Origin of the sequence: Ureibacillus galli (genome assembly GCF_014836845.1) — a bacterium.
Taxonomy (GTDB): Bacteria; Bacillota; Bacilli; order Bacillales_A; family Planococcaceae; genus Ureibacillus; species Ureibacillus galli.
The window spans coordinates 1-20030 of record NZ_JACSQA010000017.1; the positions used below are offsets into that span (position 1 = coordinate 1).

Here is a 20030-nt window from a genome sequence, read left to right on the forward strand (position 1 = left end):
GGAATCAAGGAGGCCCGAAGCGCAGTGTACTTCGTACATGAGCATCGGACCGACGCAGATGACGCAGTTTTCCGACGTGTCATCGCGCTTCGAGAAAGCATCGATGGTAGTTGAGGGCTGCCCCTGTGAGAGTAGGACATCGCTAGGCATTAAAAGACCACTGAATTTCAGTAGTGTTTTAATACATTTAGTTAATGTTCCTCTTTTAAAATGGAGTAAACTTTTAAATCTCTATGCTCACCTATAACAAACATAGATTTTCTTAGAACTCCTTCAAAGGTCATGCCACATTTTTGCATAACCCGCTCTGAGCCGATATTATCAACAAAACATCGTGCTTGAATACGAGTAAGGTCCATATGTTCAAAGCCAAATGAAATTATTCGTTTTGCAGCTTCCGTCATCACGCCTTTTCCCCAATATTCATGAGAAAGGGCATAGCCGATTTCAGCCGTTTTATGTTTCGTGTCCCATGTAATGAAATCAATGGTTCCAATGAAATTTCCATTTCCTTTGTCTTCGATACCCCAAGGAGATAGTTGATGAGTTTCATATCTTTCTAATGAAAAGTCGATAAAAGCCTTCGTATCATCAATCGATTTGTGTGTATCCCACACTAAATATTTTGTAACTTCATCATTAGAACAGTAATGAAACATATCATCCATATCATTGACTGTTATTTTTCGAAGAATTAGACGATCTGTTTCTAGTGTAGGGAGATTACTATAAATATCTTCTATTTTCATTACTTCACCTCATACTCCGTTTAAGATATCTGTAATTATAAACGACTCGGTACTCCCTAAAAAGATAGTTTTTACTAATATTTTACAAATCCATATTGATGGTAAAACCTCAAAACTCCAGTGCCCTTCTTAAGTCATGAATGTATGACTGGCTAACGGGTAATTCTGTTCCTGTTTTTAGTTCAACAACAAAGTTTGAGGATAAGTCTCGAGAAATTTTTTTTATATAGTAAATGTTTAATATATAAGATCGATGAATACGTAAGAAATACTCTGGAAGTTTAGTTTGGAGTTCCTTTAATGTCATGTTTGACTTATATTGTTCATTGTCCGTGTAAAACCACGTTTTCTTTTGCAAGCTTTCAATATAGGATATTTCTTTAATAGGAATTGGCGTCCAATCTTCATCTCCTTTTCCAGTTAAAAATTTATATGGCTGTTGTTTTTCCGGAAAATAAGTAGATGGCAAAATGATAATTAAGGCAGCATTTTGTTGATCAATCGTAATCGGATATCCCATTGTATAATAAGGTGCTCCAAGTGTAGATGTATCTAATATCAATTCAGTTTTTTTACGGTACTTCAATACCTGTGCAGCAATGCTTTCCGGATGAACAGATTCCCCTGTTTTTAAATGAATATGATGGATGCTAGGGCAATAGTAAATATACGTATTGTCTAAAGCAATAGCTAAAGATGCATCCTTTGGTATCCAGTCTTCTAAAATAAGTTTGAATTGCTCTAACCCCTCTTTAGATACATTCAAATTTCCTATTTCCATATTTAGAATCCCCCTAAGTGTAATTACAAAATCTAAATACTTCATCATGAAATAATACCAATCCATCCCAAATTTTTAATATTTCGTCAGAAAATAATGAAAAATAAAATACCCTGTTATATATTAATTTACAGTAAATACTTCTGTTATGGAACAGTAAATTAAAAAAATTTTTTTAACAGAGTGTATTTAAACAAAGGGGAAGGTGTGAACATTCATGTCAACAAGACAAGAAAAAATCAAAGCTATAAAGAAGGATTGGGCAGAAAACCCGCGTTGGAAAGGAATTGAAAGAACATATACAGCTGAAGAAGTTGTAAAATTACAAGGTTCTGTAGTAGTTGAGCAAACTTTAGCAAAAAGAGGTGCAGCACGTCTTTGGAAATCATTACATGAAGAAGACTTTGTTAATGCATTAGGAGCGTTAACTGGGAACCAAGCGGTACAGCAAGTGAAGGCAGGTTTGAAAGCGATTTATTTATCTGGTTGGCAAGTAGCTGCGGATGCAAACCTTGCTGGCCAAATGTATCCTGACCAATCATTATATCCTGCCAATTCGGTACCTCAAGTTATCAAACGTATTAATCAAGCACTACAAAGAGCAGACCAAATTGATCATGCGGAAGGTCGAAATGATAATTTTGACTGGTTTGCACCAATTGTTGCTGATGCAGAAGCTGGATTTGGCGGACCATTAAATGTGTTTGAACTTGTAAAATCAATGGTTGAAGCAGGTGCTGCAGGCGTTCACTTAGAAGATCAGCTTGCTTCGGAGAAAAAATGTGGTCACCTTGGAGGAAAAGTATTACTACCTACTCAAAACGCTGTTCGTAATCTAATCGCTGCTCGTCTTGCAATGGACGTAATGGGAGTAGATACTATTTTAATTGCTCGAACAGATGCCGATGCTGCAGATATGGTAACAAGTGATATTGACCCTCGAGATGCGGAATTTATTACAGGGGAACGCACGCCGGAAGGATTCTTCCGTACGAAAGCAGGCATTAAACAAGCAATTGCCCGCGGTTTAGCGTACGCACCGTATGCGGATTTAATTTGGTGTGAAACTTCTAATCCGTCCTTAGAAGAAGCGCGTCAATTTGCAGAAGGGATTCATGCGAAATTCCCAGGCAAAATGTTAGCTTACAACTGTTCACCGTCCTTTAACTGGAAAGCGAAATTATCGGATAAAGAAATTGCGGAATTCCAACGAGAAATTGCGAAAATGGGCTATAAATTCCAATTCGTCACATTGGCAGGCTTCCATTCACTTAATAAATCGATGTTTGAACTTGCAGTAGACTATAAAGATAATGGTATGGCTGCTTACTCGAAACTTCAACAGGCCGAATTTGATTTAGAAGCAAAAGGTTATACAGCTACTAAACATCAACGTGAAGTAGGTACTGGTTACTTTGATGAAGTGTCACAAACCATTTCTGGAGGTACATCGTCTACAACAGCGATGGCAGGGTCTACAGAAGCAGAACAATTCGTATAATTTTAAATGTAACGGTAATAGATCACCTCAAATTAGAGGTTTTGCCTAGGCGAAAATTGGCAATTTAAATAAGGGTGGGGATTATGAAAATGGAACAGGCAACATCACAAAAGCTTAAAATTGTTGGGGACCTAACAGAACAAGCAAAGGAAATATTAACGCCTGAAGCTCTTGAATTCATTGTTTCACTTCATGATAAGTTTGATGGGCGACGTAAGGATTTATTAGAAAAACGGAATGAAAAACAAAAACGACTTGATGAGGGAGAGCAACTAAACTTTTTACGAGAAACAGAGGAAATTCGTAAAGGTGATTGGACAATTGCTCCCCTTCCAAAAGATCTACAAGACCGTCGTGTAGAAATTACTGGTCCGGCAGTAGACCGTAAAATGGTGATCAATGCATTAAACTCTGGTGCTAAAATGTTTATGGCATGTTTTGAGGATGCATCGACACCAACATGGGAAAATATGATTGCTGGTCAAATAAATATGCGAGATTCTGTTCGTCGTACTATTGCGTTTACCCAAGAATCGAATGGGAAAACGTATAAACTTAATGAACAAACTGCTGTCCTTTTAGTTCGCCCGCGTGGTTTGCATTTACTTGAAAAAAATGTGCTTGTAAATGGAGAGCCTATGTCAGGAAGCTTCTTTGACTTCGGCTTGTATTTCTTCCATAACGTAAAAGAATTATTAGCCAATGGTTCCGGTCCATACTTCTATTTACCGAAGCTTGAAAGTCATTTAGAGGCTAGACTTTGGAATGATGTATTTGTTTTTGCCCAAGATTATTTAAATATTCCACAAGGCACAATTAAAGCAACTGTATTAATTGAAACAATCGTTGCTGCCTTTGAAATGGATGAAATTTTATATGAATTACGTGAGCATTCAGCGGGTCTAAATTGTGGTCGTTGGGATTATATTTTCAGCTTTATTAAACGACTACGAAATCAGCCGGATGTTGTTTTACCAGATCGTGGTCAAGTAACGATGACCGTTCCGTTTATGAAAGCTTATACATCTTTATGTATTCAAACTTGCCATAAACGGAATGCCCCTGCGATGGGTGGTATGGCAGCCCAAATACCAGTGAAAAATGACGAAGAGGCGAACAAACTAGCCTTTGCAAAAGTTGCGGAAGATAAACGTCGTGAAGCAACGGACGGTCATGATGGTACTTGGGTTGCTCACCCAGGATTAGTTCCAGTTGCGATGGAACAATTTGATGCGATTATGAAAACACCAAATCAAATTGATAAAAAACGTGAAGATGTAAAAGTAACGGCTGATGATCTCGTTGCTGTTCCAGAAGGGACGATTACAGAAGAAGGTCTTCGTATCAATTGTAGTGTAGGTGTTCAATATATTGCATCCTGGTTACGAGGAAATGGTGCCGCACCGATTAATAACTTAATGGAAGATGCGGCTACTGCCGAGATTTCCCGTACTCAAGTATGGCAATGGATTCGTCATGAAAAGGGAATTTTAGATGATGGTCGTAAAGTGACATTGGAGTTAACGCTAGAAGTCTTAGATGAAGAGCTTGCAAAAATTAAAGAAGCTGTTGGGGAACAGGCTTATAACAGTGGTCGATATGTAGAGGCGGCTGAACTGTTTAAAACTTTAATTGAGCAAGACAAGTTTATTGAATTCTTAACTTTACCGGGTTATGAAAAAATAAGCTAATAAACATAGGAATGAAGGTTGCCTCCTTTATATATTCCTTCGTTTAACTAAGGGGTTTATTTAATAAATATTTGTTCGACATGGGGATGGATGTCTTACTAGTTGTAATGAGCTAGTAAGACATTCTTTTTGTTTGAAAAGAGGGAAATCATCGACTATTGGAGAAAACATTAATTAAAGAAAACGTACATAAAGGGGAAGGTGTCACATGAAAAATAAAGAAATGCTTTTAGTACCTGGACCAACGCCGGTTATGGATGAAATTTATGATGCTTTAGCGAGTGAAACAAGAGGGCATACGGATCCACGGTTTGTAGCAATTTATCGAAATGCCATTGAACAGACGAAACAACTGCTACAAACGGATGGGGAGGTATTCGTTGTTGCGGGTTCCGGAACATTGGCAATGGAAATGGCGATTGTTAATACCGTTGGAAAAGGAGAAAGTCTTCTTGTTATAAGCCACGGTTATTTTGGTGATCGATTCAAACCTCTGGCAAAAGCTTATGGAATTGAAGTAGATATATTGCAAGCGGAGTGGGGCAAGCAAGTGGACCCATTACTAGTTGAGGAAACTTTAGCGCAAAAAGAGTATAAAGCGGTAACGATTACCCATGCAGATACTTCGACGGGTGTTATGTCAGATTTAGATACCCTCGTACCATTGATTAAGAAAACAGGTGCCCTAGTTATTTTAGATGGAGTTGTTGCTACAGCAGCCCTCGAAGAAAATATGAGTAAGTCATATGGAGGAAATGTGGATTATAAGATTGATATTGTATTAACCGGTTCCCAAAAAGCAATCGGAATTCCACCAGGGCTTGCGATTATTGCTTTTAACGAAACAGCTTTAAAAGCTAGGGATGCATTAGGTGATATTGCAGCCTATTACTGTGATATAAAAAATTGGCTCCCTATTATGCGGGATCCTTCAAAATACTTCGCAACACCACCAGTAAATTTAATTTATGCCTATCATAAGGCAATGGATATAGTATTAGAAGAAGGAATACAACACAGGGAACAACGTCATATCGCTTTTGGACGTGGAATACGTGCTGCCCTACGTACGTTCGGTATGGAACCTTTAGCCAGTGAAGAAGTGTCAGCTCCTACTTTAAGTTGTATGTTATATCCAGAAGGAGTAGATGATGCAGCTTTTCGAAAGTTGCTTTCTCATAAAGGAGTCATTGTCGCTGGAGCATTAGCCCACTTAGCAGGTAAAGCTTTCCGCATTGGTCATATGGGGAATACAACAGTGGAAATGTTAGAACAAGCAATTCGTAATATTGGTGAAGTGTTGCATGAACTAGGGTTAGAAGTGAATCAAGAACTGGCTCTACAAGCATTTAAAGAGGAAATATTAATGACTGGACAAACCCGTTAAAAATAAAAACTCGAGTATGTTGACATACTCGAGTTTTTTATATTGGTTAAAGGTGAATGTTATTTACTTTCATTATAGGCTTTTAAGAATTCCGTAACTTTTTCTTTATCTGCTTCAAGTTTTAAGCCAGTATCAATTAATGGCGATACTGTTGAAACGGCTGGACGCTTATTCCCTTGATAGTAAGTAATGAATTCTTCTTGGTTTATTGAGTAAAGAATAGCTTTACGTAAGTCAGCTGAATCTGAAACTTCACGACCTGATGTGTTGAACTGTAAGTAAGATACTGCATTGCTATCAGCTTGGTTTAAAGTTAAGTTTTTGTCCGATGTAACGACATCATATTTCGTTTCCGGTACAGATTGAAGTACATGAATTTCTCCATTACGTAATGCGGATAATGCACTGTCGTTATCATCAATAAAACGTACAGAAATATTCTTAATCTTTGGTTCATATTCGCTACCTACACGGTAAGCAGGGTTTTTCACGAATGTTGCTTCATAATCATTCTTTTTCACTAAAATGTATGGTCCACTTGCATATAAATGGTTGTTATAAGTGTTACCTTCTGTCACGGTTGCTTGGTCACCGTAGGCAACATCTTTATTTGGATCATAGTTTGCTACGTCATAAGTATTAATACTTGAAACTTGTTTTTCAGAAACGATACCACCGGATTGGTGAGCTAAATAGTTTAATACTTGTGGGAATGGGTTAGGCGTTGTAATTTTAACCACTTGGTATTTCCCAGAAGCATTATCAACATCCTCTTTCGAATCAACTAATTCTGTCACTGGTGCTGGTAAACCTTTTGATAAAGCATCTAAAATTGTTTCATCAGAACCTGCAACTTTTCCATTTTGTAATTCAGCTATATCCGTCACAATTTCTACTGTTTCAATATTTTCATGAATACTGTATGTGCGGTGATCTGGAACTGAATTTGGATCTTTTGCGCGGTTTAAAGAGAATACAACATCTTCCGCGGATACAAGCTCTTTCGTGTCAACTGCTGTATCGTTTTCCACTTTTGCAAAGTTAATATCATCACGTAAAATGAAGTAAAATTCAGAATTACCGTCCGCCATTACGTGGTTATAAGATAATGAACCGTCTGAAACGACTTTATCATCATCCGTTAAGTTTACTAAACGTACATACATGTTTGTATTTAATGTATTGATAGAACCGTCATTCCCTTTAATAGGATCAAGGGAAGTAAGCGTCGAAATTGCCTGATGTAATACAAGCGTTTCGCTTTCGTTTAGAGACTCATCATTAAAAGAAATGGATTCCCATACTTGTGCACGGGATTTAGGAAGACGAACCGTTTTAGGATTTACTTCCGCTGAATAAATACCTTGTGCTTTATTCGAAATATATAGGGGGGCAATATAAGCTTGATCAAATACTAAAAGTTGTTCAAGCTCTTTATAAGCTTCTTTTGCTTCATCGCCAGTTAATGTACTTGCTTTATCGATTAATTCATCTAATTTTGAATCACTAACAACACTGTAGTCACCGCCTGTTTTGAATAAACCACGCACAGCATAGTCAGGGTTACCTGTTACTGTAGTCCAACTAGATAGAGCGACATCGTAGTTACCAGCGTCTTTTTGAGCTGAAAAAGAACCATAATCTGGTTGAATATTTAACACTACATCAAAGCCGTTTTTCGTTAATTGGTCACGTAAAATATTTAAATCATTTTCGTTTGAAGCCATTCCTAAAATTTCAACAGACGGTTTTTCACCAGAAGTCGATGTATCAGCATCTCCTCCACCTTCTACATCCTTTTTCGTTTGTACACAGCCTGCAAGAGCGAGAACTGCTACAAGTAAAAGGGCAAATAGTCTTTTCATATTAATCCTCCAAAATATAGTTTTTTAGTTTGTTTTAGGGTCTAATGCATCACGTAAACCATCACCAAAGAAGTTAAATGATAGTACGAGTAACATAATGCAAAGCCCAGGGAAAATTGCTAAATATGAATGGGTTTCAAGGTAAGTACTACCGATTTTTAAAATATTCCCCCATTCGGGAATATGTGGTTCTACTCCTAAGCCGAGGAAACTTAAGCTGCTCGTTGAAATGACAGCTCCACCTATTGTTAAAGTTGCTTTTACAATCATCGGTGCTAACGAGTTAGGTACGATATGTTTAAAAATAATCGAACTATCGGAAGCTCCTAACGCTCTAGCGGATTCTACAAACTCATAGTTAGAGATTTGCATCACGGTTGCACGCATTGTACGTGCATAAGTAGGGATCGAACCAACGCTAAGGGCGATAATTAAATTCACCGTATTTGCACCGAACGCAGCGATAATGGCAATCGCTAATAAAATTCCAGGGATAGCATATAAAATATCTAGCAAACGCATGATGATGTTATCCGTTTTCTTTCCATAATAACCTGAAAGAGCGCCAAGTGTTCCTCCGATAACGGAAGGGATAACGGTAGCGGAAAAACCAACAATTAATGAAATTTGAGCTCCAAATACAATCCTTGAAAATAAATCACGACCGAAGTCATCAGTTCCAAGGGGATATTCAAGGGTAGGTGTTTGCAAAATAGCACTATAATTATTTTCAGTTGCAAAATCATAGTCAAAGGTCCAAGGACTTATAACGGATAATGAAAACATAAAAATAATAAAAAACAGACCAAATACAGCCATAGAATTACTTAAAATTTTTCGCCACATTTTTTGCCATTTTTCAATGGAAGAAGCATCTTTATTACGTGCTTTTTTGATTAGTCCAAATCCTAATAGAAAGGAAAATAAGTTCCCAGTTAGTAAAGGGAATAATAGAACAATCCCAATAGGTAACATCCATTTAGGAGCAAAGGTTGAACTTACAAGGTTGGCAACGAGTACAAGCATAACTCCATAGAAAATCGTTAGGGCAATAAATAGACTAATAGCTAATAAAAATGAATCAACGACATAAGGTTTAAATAGATTAAGACCGGAAATGCCAATAATCAGAATTTGAGTTAAAAAAGCGTAAATGGCAAAAATATATTCCGGCGTCTTATTTTTTGTTATAAGAGTAAATCCGTAGCTACTCGAAAAAATATTCCCTACAAGTATTGTGAATATTAAAGGGATACCGAGTAAGCGGGTACGCTTTTGGATTTCTCTACTAGTTGCTAAGTCTCTTTTTATCTGTTTCGAAATAAACCAAACATATAAAGTGGTTAAGAGATAAATAAGGAATAGCGTTAAAACAATAGGTCGAACGGTTTGGCTATTAAAATTAAAACTGTAAAGAAGAAACAAGAATGAAAAAATAGCAGAAAAGGATAATGTAAAATGAGCATTTCCATATTCCTGTGTTATTTTTAAAAGCAGTTTTCCATTTGAGATGACCTTCACATTACCCCTCCTTTTTCATTTTTGAGCGAATTCGTGGATCAAAGAATGCATAAGTAATGTCAATGATTAAGTTAACGATGGATATCGTAATAGCTATATAAACAACACCTCCTAAAATGGCAGGGATGTCTGGGATGAATTGTTTATCAACGATATAGCTTCCAATCCCACTAATATTAAAGACTTTCTCTGTTACGGAAGCACCGCCTAGCATTCCTCCAAACAATAGTCCAATAACAGTAATAATCGGAATCATCGCATTTCGAATCGCGTGTTGGAAAACGACTTTTCGTTCATTTAATCCTTTTGCTTTTGCTGTAATAATGTAATCTTCATGTATGACTTCTAGCATTGAAGAACGCGTCATTCGAGCGATGGACGCTGTTAAGGATGTTCCAAGAACAACGACTGGCAATACAAGTGATAACCAGTTTTGTGGATTATACGTTGCAGGGAACCAATTAAGCTCTAAAGAGAACGTTAAAATAAATATCAATCCTTGCCAAAAAGCAGGGATAGAAAGCCCAATTAACGCCAAAATCATAAAAGAATAATCTAAAAATGAGTTTGGACGGATAGCCGAAATGATACCAACTGGTATGGCAATGATAATGGCCATCAAAAGTGAAAATACAGCAATTTCGAGTGTGACAGGAAACTTATTTGCAATACTAGCCATAATATCTTCTTTTCCTGCAAAGGAAGTTCCTAAGTCGAAAGTAAATAGTCCAGAAAGGGAATGCCATAATTGAACGAAATAAGGTTGATCTAAGCCATAAAGTTGATTAAAGTTTTCAATTTGTTCTGGAGTTGCTTCGACCCCAAGAATATTTCGAGCTGGATCTAATGGTGAAATATAAAGAATCGTAAAAACAAGTGTTGCTACACCTAATATAACGAAAAGAGTTTGGATGACCCGTTCAAAAATGAATTGTACGAACGGATTACTATAAAGAAGTAAAAAACTATACATCAATAGCCCAGGTATAGCAGAAACAATTAAAAACTTTTTATTTTGTAAGAGATGGATAAAGAAATTTTGATACGTATATTCCTCTAATCCTAATAAGTCCACTTGTTTTTCTACTTCTTTTTGAAGCTTCTCTTGTACAAGCAGATCAACGTTCTTATTTATTTGTTCCTTTGATAAAGATTCATGAAAGAAGGAAGCTTTTCTATTTTCCTGTTCCAAAAATTGTTGCTTCCATGCTTCAACGTATCCCTTAGAAACAATTTCCTGTTTACTGTTTTCATAAGCTTTTCTGTAAGGCTGTTGGTATTGTTCTTTTTTCAAAAGGAATAGGATGAACGTTACGATATGTACTGGCAGCCCGAGTATAAATAAAAGCATCATATAGCTTCTTCTATTCGATAGTTTTTTAAAGGTACTGTCAAAAATGGATGTTGTTTTGGAAGAATGGGTAATTCCCTTTTGATTCATTGAAGTCCTCCTTTCTCGAAGAATATAAATATCTTTATCTTGAAATAAACGAATTACCATATTAAACTATTCCTAGTGGTATAGTATGATATGAGTAAATGATTGTCAATAAAATTTATTTTTATAAAGGAAGATAAAAATGAACAATACAATATTAGAGGTGAATAATCTCCGTGTTTCATTTATCGTCGACGATAAGGAGTTTGAAGCGGTTAAAGGCGTAAGTTTTCATGTCAATAAAGGAGAGACAGTCGGAATCGTAGGTGAGTCTGGAAGTGGAAAAAGTGTTACGGCTCGCTCTATTATGCGCTTACTTCCATCCCCACCTAGTTTCTTAAAGTCTGGTGAAATCCATTTCCGAGGAAAAGATTTAGTTGAACAGACCGAAAAGGAAATGGAATCTGTTCGAGGTCAACATATTAGTATGATTTTTCAAGACCCGATGACGTCTTTAAACCCAACTATTCGAATCGGTGAACAAATTTCAGAAAGTTTAAAAAAACACCAACAAGTCTCTAAAAATGAAGCATATAAAAAAACAATTGAATTGTTAGAGCTAGTAGGAATTAAAAATAGTGAAAAACGCTACATGCAATATCCTCATGAGTTTTCTGGAGGGATGAGACAACGGGCAATGATTGCGATGGCATTAGCATGTAATCCTTCATTGCTTATTGCAGATGAACCAACAACCGCATTAGACGTTACAATCCAAGCGCAAATCTTATCACTAATGAAAAGTATGCAGGAGCGTTTAGGTACGTCTATTATCTTAATTACTCATGATCTAGGTGTAGTAGCTGGAATGTGCGACCGAGTGATTGTAATGAAGGAAGGAGCAATTGTTGAAGAGGGAACGACTGAAGAAATTTTCAACAATCCTAAACATCCCTATACACAGCGTTTATTGAATGCACTTCCAAAACTCCATGAAAAAAAGGAACCAAAAAAAGCACCATTAAATAATATGGACTTTAATTTTTCTGAGCCTCTTCTCGAAATACAATCATTAAAAAAACATTTTGATCTTGGCCAAGGAGAAATATTAAAAGCGGTAGATGATTTATCCTTTGAAATTTATCCTGGGGAAACGTTAGGGTTAGTAGGAGAATCCGGTTCTGGAAAATCAACAACAGGGCGTACTATTCTGCAATTGCATGAACCGACTGATGGAGATGTTTTATATAAAGGAATTCCGATTACACGTTTGTCAAAAAAACAATTAAAAACAATGAGAAGACATATGCAAATTATTTTCCAAGACCCATACTCTTCCTTAAATCCACGGAAAAAAGTGTTGGATATTATAGGAGAAGCGTTAGATCTTCACGGGCTTGTGAAAAATAAAGAAGAGCGGAGAGCACGGGTTGAGGAGTTACTTGAACTCGTAGGTTTAAATAAAGCGCATGCTAGCCGTTATCCCCATGAGTTTTCCGGTGGTCAACGACAACGTATTGGGATTGCTAGAGCTTTAGCAGTGGAGCCAGACTTTATCGTCTGCGATGAACCATTATCTGCCCTCGATGTATCGATTCAAAAGCAAATTGTTGATTTATTAAAAGATTTACAGCATCGATTAGGATTAACATATTTATTTATTGCCCATGATTTATCAATGGTCAAACATATAAGTGATCGAGTGGCAGTTATGTATGGTGGTAAAATTGTCGAGTTAGCGGAAAGTGAAGAGTTGTATTCGAATCCTCAGCACCCTTACACAAAGAGCCTTTTACAATCGATACCGATTCCGGATCCAGCTATTGAAAAGAAAAAGAAGCGTCTTTTAGATAAAGAGTCGAGTGCAAATAAATACGATGTCCAAAATACTGTATTAAAAGAAATAGTTCCGAGTCATTGGGTAGCAGTGCCTCGACATGAATTATAAAAATAGAAATCTCTTTGAACGTGAGTTTGTTCAAAGGGATTTTTCATTTCTTCGGCAGTTATAATACGAAATTTATAAAAATATATTGTATGATAGTAAGAATAAATATTTCCATAGGGAAAGGGCTGTTAAAATGAGCGACCAAACGATGAAAAAATCCATCCAAATTTCTCAAAAGAAAATGGAAGCAGATTTTATTTTAAGAAATGCCTATGTAGCCGATGTCTTTTCTCTATGTTGGAGAAGGGCGAATATCGTTGTGGCAGAAGGGAAAATTATTGCCCTCGATGAAAAGGACGAGTTTACGGCAACCGTTGTAGAAGACGCAGAGGGGAAATACGTTATTCCTGGATTAATTGATGCACACATTCATATCGAATCTTCAATGTTAACTCCAACTCAGTTTAGTGAAATTTTATTACCCCATGGAATTACATCTGTTATTACAGATCCACACGAAATCGTCAATGTTTCAGGCTCTAAAGGAATGAAATACATGTTAGAGGATGCAGAAAATGCGGAAATGGACATTTATTTTATGTTGCCTTCTAGTGTTCCGAGTACTTCCTTTGAAAATTCTGGAGCCGTCATGAAAGCAAAGGATTTAGCACCCTTTTTGCAACATGAACGAGTCCTTGGATTAGCGGAAGTTATGGACTTTCCAGCCGTGCTAGAAACAGATTCGGAAATGTTAGATAAGTTAACCCTTGTTCAAAAAGTAAATAAACTTATCGATGGACATGGTGCTGGTTTAACTAAAGAACAACTTCGTGGCTATCGCGCTGCAGGTATTCAAACCGACCATGAATGTGTAACGGCAGAAGAGGCTCGAGAACGAATTAAACAAGGTATGTATGTATTGATGAGAGAAGGTTCGGCTGCAAAAAATTTAGTGGATTTATTGCCGGCTGTCACACCTGCCAATGCGCGGCGTTTTGCCTTTTGTACAGATGATAAACATTTAGATGAATTAATGGAAGAAGGCAGTATTAATTTTGCTGTTGCTCTTGCAATTAAACATGGTATGAATCCATTACAAGCGATTCAAATTGCAACATTAAATGCAGCAGAATGTTATCGTCTATATGATAGAGGAGCTATTGCAGAAGGATATGTTGCTGACTTTGTCATGCTCGATGATTTACAGACAATGAAAATTGCTACCGTATGGAAAAATGGGGTGAAGGTCGCTGAAAAAGGACAAATTCTTCAAAGTGAAAAACGAAAAACCCCGGTCGATCAAACAATCCTTCATTCTGTTCATATGGCAAAATTAACTGAAAAAGACTTGGCAATAACATTTAGTAAAGGGAATAGAGCAAATGTTATTGAAATTATACCAAATCAAATTATAACGAAACATATCGAAAAAGAAGTAGATATAGAAAATGGATATTTTGTTCCTTCTGTTGAAAAGGACTTATTAAAAATTGCGGTCATCGAGCGTCATCATTCTCTCGGTACAAAGGGATTAGCCATTGTTCATGGTTTCGGTTTGCAAAAGGGAGCCGTTGCAACAACTGTTGCCCATGATTCTCATAACGCTATTGTTGTTGGAACAAATGATCAAGATATGCTTGTAGCCCTTGAAGCATTACAAACGATACAAGGTGGGCTTGTTGTGGTAGATGAGGGGAAAGTAATCGGATCGCTAGCGTTACCTATAGCTGGTCTTATGACAACATTAAGTGCAGAAGAGGCAGTAAAAAAGCTGGAGGAAATACATAAGGCGCTGCACAGTATTCATTCAGATTTACATTTCCATTTCTTTTTAACTTTGTCTTTCCTGAGTTTACCGGTTATTCCAGAGCTGAAATTAACTGATACAGGATTATTTGACGTGAAAAATTTCCGACATATTCCGATTGAAGTACCGAAGCAGAACATGTCGAAAAAACTTGTTTAATTAGAGGTTATGTCTTTTAGGTAGCAATCTTTTACACGTCTAGGACAAGATACTATAATAGATATGTAACCATTCCTTCCTTTTAATAAAGGATCCAATAATTATTAAAACTTTAACTTTAGAACATTTTATGTACTAACGGATTAGTACTACAAAAGGAACTACTATTTTTTATAGGGAGTATTCTTTTATGTAGTACTTTTTTAATTAATTGGTAATGATAGTACTATGGAAAAAACAATAGGTTATCGTTTTTTAGAGGAGGAAGTTAAATGGAGGAAAACTTACAGTTAGAAACGACCATTAGAGGAAAAGAAAAACACTATTCACCAGATAATCTTTTAGTTAAAGTTAAAAAATACGGTATGAATTTGGGATTTAGAGCATTATATGGAGTTGCGATATTATATTGCGCTTTAAAAAGTCCAAATATGCCTAAAGAGCACAAACTTATGATATTAGGGGTGCTTGGATACTTTATCTTACCTATTGACCTTATTGCAGATATTTTACCAACTGTAGGTTTAGCTGACGATATTGTCATTATTACAAAGGCGATTTCCGTAATTTATTCTTCCATTACAGATGAAATGAAAGAAGAGGCCCATGAATTATTAAAGAAAATTTTTGGGGAGAAATATGAACCTAGTATTGAATATGAAATTTAACATTTAGTAATGCTAAAAGTCGAAATCATGTAGAGGTGATGTACTTTGTTAAAACGAATAACATTTCTCGTCATAGCCATCGTACTAATTAAGCCGATATATGATTTCGGCTCCAGATGGTACGATGATGTAATGCAATTTTTAAATGATCATGAAGTCAAAATAGAAGATGCAAGTTCCGATGTTTTATCTTCGGTTTCTTCTGCTAAAGAAACCCTTGTGAATACAGCGGCTAATACGCTTACTACGGTAGACGTTCAATTGCCCGACAGTGTTCAAACGACTGAGGAGTTAGCTGATAGTTTTTATTATTATTTAAGTCGTTGGGAAACAAATTTTGAAATTCATTATGTTGGTAGTACGACAGATATTGAAAACGTCATTCAAAAAGCAGTTGATGATGCTGCAAGCCGTGATCAATATATTTTCGGTCATTTAGCAGAGCGAACGATTGAATATGAATATAGTAGACTTGATGCCAAAATAAAAGTACATCAAACTTATTTAACGAATCCAGCCCAAGAGGAAATCGTCAATGAAAAGGTTGCAAGTATTCTTTCAACTGCCGATACAGAATCGATGTCGGATTTCCAAAAGGTGAAATTTGTTAATGATTATATTGTGAAAAATACGGAATATAGTACAAATACAACAGCAAGTCCCCATAGTGCATACGCAGTAATACAAGAAAATAAAGGGGTTTGCCAAGGATATGCCCTGTTAGCTTTAAAAATGTTACAAGCATTAGGGGTTGAAACAAAGTATGTAGTAGGTGAAGTATATACGGGAGGACATGCATGGAATTTAGTGAAGGTCGATGGTGAATGGTACCACCTAGATACAACGTGGAATGACCCGACACCAGATCGGAAAAATATCGTTCGTTACGAATATTTTTTAGTAAACGATGATAAGTTAAAGCTAGACCATACATGGATTCACTCCGATTACCCAGAAGCAAACAGTACCAAGTTTGAATTTATGGCTCAAATTGATCATGCCTATGAGCAGGATGGGGTTATATATTATAGTAATGTAGATGACAATAATTTGTTGTACCGAATGGATTTAAATACAGGTAAGGCGACACCACTAACAGATAGTCGTGCTCAATATATTGTAGGAGCAGGTGAATGGTTATATTTTAGTAACTATTCGAATGGAGCTTATTTAACGAAAATCCGAACGGACGGCTCGGATGAATCTACTTTATACCGAGGAGAAGTCGATAATTTATTTGTGGAGGATGGTTACCTATATTTTTCTACAGAAGAAGGCTTGAAGAAATTAGAGTTATAAAAAGTGAAGGCGACTACTAGTGGCGCCTTCTTTTTTATTTGGGTTAATGATTCAATCTGACAGTTTTTATATCCATATTTAATGAATACTTTAGGAAAGAAGGAATTAAGGAAGTTTATATTGAAATGATGATTTGGATTATTATATAGAAAAATTAATAGAAATGGATAAAGTAAAAATGTTTAAAAATATAAAAGCATGGGCGAAAAATTTAAAAAAACAAATATTTATTCTTTATTTTGCTTGTAAAGATCAAAGAGTACCTTGGTATGCAAAAACATTTACTATTTGCATTGTTGCTTATGCATTTAGCCCAATTGACTTTATACCAGACTTCATTCCAATTCTTGGCTATTTAGATGATGTAATACTTCTTCCACTAGGGATATTTTTAGCATTAAAAATGATACCGAAAAACATATTATTAGAAAGTGAAGTTCAAGCAGAAAAATGGATGAACAATGATAAACCGAAAAATTGGGTGGCAGCTTCAATCATCCTATTTATTTGGGCATTTATTGTGATTTGGGCTATTCTTAAAATTTATCGCTATTTCAATTAACGAAGGCATTAATCTCTGAAGGATTAATGCCTTTTTTGTGTAATTTATGCTATAGGTTGTCATTTTACAATCATCACTGGAGGTATTCATTTTGATTCTTACATATAAGTCGAAAAAGGATTTTCAACCCGTGTTAGCCCATGTGAAAAATACGTTTGAAAACGTCATTTGCTCAGGAGCGTCTGTTTTTGTCATCCATAATGATTCCATCGTATTAGAGGAGTATATTGGAAAGCAGTCTAATCATCCAATGGCGAGAGGGGTACAGAAAGATACACAATTTCATGTAGCATCTGTTAGAAAAAGTTATATTGGTTTTGCAGTAGCATACGCCATATATAATGGGTACATTCAAAGTGTTGATGATGAAGTATTATCCTATTTACCGGAGCTTGATGAGAGAATTTGGAAGGGGACGACAATTAGACATTTATTAACCCATACCCATGGATTAAATCAAAAGGGGAACAGTATATACCGAGAATATCCCGTAGGAGAAAATTGGACGTACAAACAAGTTGGAATCGAAGCGTTAACTAAAATTGTAAAGCGTACGACTAACAAATCGATATCCCAAATTTTGCATGACCAAGTTTTTACCCCTCTAAGCTTCTCTGAATCCGACTGGTATGCCGAAAAAAACGAAAAACTTGCAGCTGTTATTCTTCGACAGGAGGACGATGAACAGTGGAGAACGAGTAAGAGTACAGATGGAGATAAAATGAATATGTATGTGTCAGCACGAGAATTAGCGTATTGGGGTTACTTCCATCTGAAAGAAGGGAAATGGAATGGACAACATATAGTGCCAAAGGAAATCATACAGTTAGCTACTTCATTACACAGTCCTAATACGTTAGATAAAGATCTTCCCCAAAATGGTTTTCTATGGTTTGTAAAAGACCTCCCGGCAAAAAAGTCTGAGATTGGCATTACGGTTCCAAAAGGTTCATACCAAATACTGGGTTATACGGGAGTTACTCTATTAGTCATTCCACAAGAAAATGTTGTGGCGGTCCGTATGTTTAATAGTTTCGGCTCTCCTGAAGGGTATGATTATTTAGCAGATGTACAATCTTTCGGGGATACAGTAATGGCTTGTTTAGAAAATAGTGAATGAACTTATAAGAAGACGTCAGCCAGGAAATCTGGCTGACGTTTAAATTGTAAGGTTAGAGTCGTTAAATCCTAATCTTTTAAAGTTTCGATTACTTCCTCTAATTCATTAGTTAGGTCTTTTAAAATTTGGGCGATTTGAGCTACTTCATTAATATAAGTGAATTGTTCATTTGAACTTTTCACTACATTAGTAGTATTTCGCGATGCAGATGTGGCAATGTTCATACCCTCTAAAATAGAGTCAGAAATGTCATTCACCCGTTTACTAATATCAGTTATAGCAACGGATACACCCTTAACTTTTTCTTCGACATTAATTGTGGAATGAATGATTTCTTTAAAGGATTGATCTGCTTCCTTTAAATATTGAACGCCTACATTAAATCCGTCCTTTACTTCTGCCATTTTTGTCACTGTATGCTCAATGCCGGAAGATAAGTTAGAAACAATTTCTTTAATTTTATCAGTTGATTGTTTCGACTGGTCTGCTAACTTACGAACTTCATTGGCCACAACAGCAAACCCTTTACCGTGTTCTCCAGCTCTAGCCGATTCAATGGATGCGTTTAACGATAATAAATTTGTCTGTTCTGCTATAGCAGAAATCATTGTTAAGATTTGACTAATTGTTTTCGAATGAAGATGCAAATCATGAATAATTTGAACGGATTCATCGATTTTTTCGCTCGTTTTGGACATTTGCCTATTTAGATTAAAGATAGAATGAGAGCCATCTTTTGCTTGTAGTGAAGAATCTATACTTGCCTTGTCGACTTCTAAAGATAAGTTAGCGATATCTTCGACTAACTTCCTTACCTCTGATACTCTAACCACATTCTCTTGATATTTATAAAGTTGCTGTTGTGCACCTTCTGAAACTTCTTGAACATAGTTCGAAACATTGCGACTAATTCCTAATGTTTGTTCATTTTCCGCCACGAGTTGCTTGGATGTTTCTGCTAGACTGGACATCGTTGATGAAATACGTTGAATAATCCCTTGTGTCACCTGTTGTTTTTGACGTTCTTTTTCTATTTCTATTTCTTTTTCATACTTCTGAGAATTATAGATTTGCCATATGACTACACCTGAAGTTAAAACTAAAAATACGGCATGAACGATTACCATCGTTAGTGGATATTCCATTACGCCAAAGACAAAGAGGGGCGCAAATAGTAAACCAATTATATGCTGTAGCGTAAAAATAACCGTCATTATGATTACAAGGTGAATTTTTTGATAGTAAGCTAATATTGCTACTACCATAAAGATAGAAAAATGGAATTCTGACATACCACCAGAACCAGAAATTAAGGCAATGCTCCCAAAAGTTAATGTTAATGTGTTTAATAATGGTATCGCTTTGTGAATTCCTCCACTCAATTTGTATAAAATAAGAGATGTTATACATAGGAGTGTAGGTATAGCAACTAAAGTAATGATTCCAACATTGTAAATAGTGCTATTTGTCAATAACCCCAGACCGCATACTGAATTTCCAGACATTTTAAATGCATTCGTATACTTTCCTAACAATGTCACAGCAATAGACATGAACACTATTCCTAAAGCGATCTGGGTCATAGTTTGGTTCTTTTTCATAAGTCCCTTCTTTCCTAAAATGAAAACAAATTACTCCTTAAAAAGGAGTATCT

General features: G+C 36.1%; 15 protein-coding genes. 9 read left to right on the top strand and 6 right to left on the bottom strand.

From position 1 onward, the window contains the following. Positions 1-191: 191 nt before the first annotated feature. Both H9636_RS11585 and H9636_RS11590 read right to left on the bottom strand, forming a co-directional pair. Positions 192-749 (bottom strand): GNAT family N-acetyltransferase, encoded by a 558-nt coding sequence (locus tag H9636_RS11585; protein ID WP_191707744.1) that lies wholly within the window; start codon positions 747-749, stop codon positions 192-194. Positions 750-858: 109 nt separating this feature from the next. Next, on the bottom strand, positions 859-1530 hold the full coding sequence (locus H9636_RS11590) for a LytR/AlgR family response regulator transcription factor (RefSeq protein WP_191707745.1): 672 nt from the start codon (positions 1528-1530) through the stop codon (positions 859-861). A 217-nt stretch (positions 1531-1747) separates the two neighbouring features. Between H9636_RS11590 and aceA the strand changes: the two genes are divergently transcribed. From aceA to H9636_RS11605, 3 genes are all read left to right on the top strand, one after another. Next, a complete protein-coding gene (gene aceA, locus H9636_RS11595; RefSeq protein ID WP_191707746.1) occupies positions 1748-3031 on the top strand; it encodes an isocitrate lyase in 1284 nt (427 codons plus the stop codon). Between the two features lie 89 nt (positions 3032-3120). Further along, positions 3121-4722 carry a malate synthase A gene (aceB, locus tag H9636_RS11600; protein WP_191707804.1) on the top strand — a complete coding sequence of 534 codons (1602 nt, stop codon included), beginning with the start codon at positions 3121-3123 and terminating at the stop codon, positions 4720-4722. 208 nt (positions 4723-4930) lie between these two features. After that, a complete protein-coding gene (locus H9636_RS11605; protein WP_191707747.1) occupies positions 4931-6109 on the top strand; it encodes a pyridoxal-phosphate-dependent aminotransferase family protein in 1179 nt (392 codons plus the stop codon). A gap of 59 nt (positions 6110-6168) precedes the next feature. On the opposite strand, the gene H9636_RS11610 is transcribed toward H9636_RS11605, so the two are convergent. Genes H9636_RS11610 through H9636_RS11620 form a run of 3 tightly spaced genes read right to left on the bottom strand, consistent with a single transcriptional unit; the run spans position 6169 to position 10936 of the window. After that, positions 6169-7974 (bottom strand): ABC transporter substrate-binding protein, encoded by a 1806-nt coding sequence (locus H9636_RS11610; protein WP_191707748.1) that lies wholly within the window; start codon positions 7972-7974, stop codon positions 6169-6171. A 24-nt stretch (positions 7975-7998) separates the two neighbouring features. Then, positions 7999-9495, bottom strand: a complete 1497-nt coding sequence (locus H9636_RS11615; protein ID WP_191707749.1) for an ABC transporter permease — start codon at positions 9493-9495, stop codon at positions 7999-8001. Position 9496: 1 nt separating this feature from the next. After that, entirely contained in the window at positions 9497-10936 is a 1440-nt protein-coding gene (locus tag H9636_RS11620; protein ID WP_191707750.1) for an ABC transporter permease, read from the bottom strand. Positions 10937-11075: 139 nt separating this feature from the next. Between H9636_RS11620 and H9636_RS11625 the strand changes: the two genes are divergently transcribed. The 6 genes from H9636_RS11625 (at position 11076) to H9636_RS11650 (ending at position 18376) form a co-directional block, all read left to right on the top strand. After that, positions 11076-12821 carry an ABC transporter ATP-binding protein gene (locus H9636_RS11625; protein WP_191707751.1) on the top strand — a complete coding sequence of 582 codons (1746 nt, stop codon included), beginning with the start codon at positions 11076-11078 and terminating at the stop codon, positions 12819-12821. A 133-nt stretch (positions 12822-12954) separates the two neighbouring features. Continuing rightward, complete coding sequence (gene ade, locus H9636_RS11630; RefSeq protein ID WP_225230193.1) at positions 12955-14727, top strand: adenine deaminase; 1773 nt, start codon at positions 12955-12957, stop codon at positions 14725-14727. A 272-nt stretch (positions 14728-14999) separates the two neighbouring features. Continuing rightward, positions 15000-15395: a YkvA family protein gene (locus tag H9636_RS11635; protein WP_191707752.1), complete on the top strand. Its 396-nt coding sequence runs from the start codon at positions 15000-15002 to the stop codon at positions 15393-15395. A gap of 45 nt (positions 15396-15440) precedes the next feature. Next, positions 15441-16694, top strand: coding sequence for a transglutaminase domain-containing protein (locus H9636_RS11640; RefSeq protein ID WP_191707753.1), 1254 nt, complete (start codon positions 15441-15443; stop codon positions 16692-16694). A 178-nt stretch (positions 16695-16872) separates the two neighbouring features. Beyond that, entirely contained in the window at positions 16873-17256 is a 384-nt protein-coding gene (locus tag H9636_RS11645; protein WP_191707754.1) for a YkvA family protein, read from the top strand. Positions 17257-17347: 91 nt separating this feature from the next. Next, positions 17348-18376, top strand: a complete 1029-nt coding sequence (locus H9636_RS11650) for a serine hydrolase domain-containing protein (RefSeq protein ID WP_191707755.1) — start codon at positions 17348-17350, stop codon at positions 18374-18376. Between the two features lie 68 nt (positions 18377-18444). Here H9636_RS11650 and H9636_RS11655 read toward each other — a convergent pair whose 3' ends face one another. Then, complete coding sequence (locus tag H9636_RS11655; RefSeq protein WP_191707756.1) at positions 18445-19977, bottom strand: methyl-accepting chemotaxis protein; 1533 nt, start codon at positions 19975-19977, stop codon at positions 18445-18447. Positions 19978-20030 lie beyond the last annotated feature (53 nt).

Coding starts and splice junctions, on each gene's coding strand:
- H9636_RS11585 (WP_191707744.1), bottom strand. CDS start 749: ATGAAAATAGAAGATATTTATAGTAATCTCCCTACACTAGAAACAGAT.
- H9636_RS11590 (WP_191707745.1), bottom strand. CDS start 1,530: ATGGAAATAGGAAATTTGAATGTATCTAAAGAGGGGTTAGAGCAATTC.
- aceA (WP_191707746.1), top strand. CDS start 1,748: ATGTCAACAAGACAAGAAAAAATCAAAGCTATAAAGAAGGATTGGGCA.
- aceB (WP_191707804.1), top strand. CDS start 3,121: ATGGAACAGGCAACATCACAAAAGCTTAAAATTGTTGGGGACCTAACA.
- H9636_RS11605 (WP_191707747.1), top strand. CDS start 4,931: ATGAAAAATAAAGAAATGCTTTTAGTACCTGGACCAACGCCGGTTATG.
- H9636_RS11610 (WP_191707748.1), bottom strand. CDS start 7,974: ATGAAAAGACTATTTGCCCTTTTACTTGTAGCAGTTCTCGCTCTTGCA.
- H9636_RS11620 (WP_191707750.1), bottom strand. CDS start 10,936: ATGAATCAAAAGGGAATTACCCATTCTTCCAAAACAACATCCATTTTT.
- H9636_RS11625 (WP_191707751.1), top strand. CDS start 11,076: ATGAACAATACAATATTAGAGGTGAATAATCTCCGTGTTTCATTTATC.
- ade (WP_225230193.1), top strand. CDS start 12,955: ATGAGCGACCAAACGATGAAAAAATCCATCCAAATTTCTCAAAAGAAA.
- H9636_RS11635 (WP_191707752.1), top strand. CDS start 15,000: ATGGAGGAAAACTTACAGTTAGAAACGACCATTAGAGGAAAAGAAAAA.
- H9636_RS11645 (WP_191707754.1), top strand. CDS start 16,873: ATGTTTAAAAATATAAAAGCATGGGCGAAAAATTTAAAAAAACAAATA.
- H9636_RS11655 (WP_191707756.1), bottom strand. CDS start 19,977: ATGAAAAAGAACCAAACTATGACCCAGATCGCTTTAGGAATAGTGTTC.